Here is a 1,042-nt window from a genome sequence, read left to right as displayed (position 1 = left end):
CGATGGGATTGAAAGGGCGATCGTCCTGCACAGCTTAAATATAGAACTGCCGATGGCTGAAATTTACCGCCGGATTAGTCTTTAAGGGCGATTTATCTAGCTTTCTTATCTGTCATAGGTTAGCAGCAGAAGTTTTATGAAGAAGGATATTGAGAACGAAATGGAAGACGAATTACTTGCTGAGTATGACTTTACTCAGATGAAAGGAGGTGTTAGAGGTAAGTATGTTGAGCGATATCGTGCAGGGACAAACTTAGTGCTTTTAGATCCAGATATTGTGCAAGCTTTTCCCAATGATGCAGCAGTGAATGAGGCATTGAGGATGTTAATCGAGATGGTAGCATCTCTGTTTTGCATTTATAGTGCTGTCCCCGCTCGCGATTGGTAGCAGACGCGAGCGGGGACAGCACTATAATAAAAAAAATGCTTTTTGCAAAATTGAGATGCTAATCCAGATTGCACAGCGCCAGCAGTCAAATCACGAAGAAACTAAACTTTTATGACGCGATGTCAGGAGATTGTGCGATCGCTCAGATTCTTAAAATCCCGAAAAAGCGATCGCCTCTGGGTTAGGACAATTATCTAGCTGTAAGTCATAATTATTTAAGGTCTAATTATTTAGGAGGTGCGATCGTGGTCATTGCTTCAACCAATCCGCCAAACCTTGCTTCAGATACCACAACTCGCTGCACTCCAGATGAATACCGGGCGATGGAGGAAACCGCCGAAGAACGTCACGAATATTGTAACGGAGAGATTATTGCTATGCCCGGAGGTTCCCCCGCTCACAGCCGTATTGCCGTAGACACTACGACTTTTCTCAATGTGGCTCTCCGAGACACCAATTTTCAAACCTATAACGGCGACTTGCGAATTTGGATTCCTAGCTTCAATCACGGAACTTATCCCGATGTTATGGTAATTGATGGCGAACCGGAATTCAATGGATCTCGCACGGATGAAATTCTCAATCCTTTACTGATTGTCGAGGTTCTTTCGCCCTCTACCGAAGCCTACGATCGAGGTGAAAAGTTCCGAAAAT

At 44.2% G+C, this 1,042-nt stretch carries 2 protein-coding genes (1 of these 2 only partly in view); both read left to right on the top strand.

From position 1 onward, the window contains the following. The first annotated feature begins 136 nt into the window (after positions 1-136). The gene (locus tag JGK22_RS13980) at positions 137-388 is read left to right on the top strand and encodes a hypothetical protein (RefSeq protein ID WP_293177193.1); all 252 of its coding nucleotides are present in this window, start codon (positions 137-139) and stop codon (positions 386-388) included. Positions 389-633: 245 nt separating this feature from the next. Then, on the top strand, positions 634-1,042 hold the 5' portion of the coding sequence (locus tag JGK22_RS13975) for a Uma2 family endonuclease (protein WP_293313045.1). The gene runs 20 nt beyond the window's last position; 409 of the gene's 429 nt are visible here — the first part of the coding sequence; its start codon is at positions 634-636; its stop codon lies off the right edge, out of view.

Origin of the sequence: Microcoleus sp. PH2017_08_TRC_O_A (assembly GCF_020738665.1) — a bacterium.
Taxonomy (GTDB): domain Bacteria; phylum Cyanobacteriota; class Cyanobacteriia; order Cyanobacteriales; family Microcoleaceae; genus Microcoleus.
This window is presented reverse-complemented; position numbering and strand designations above follow the sequence as displayed.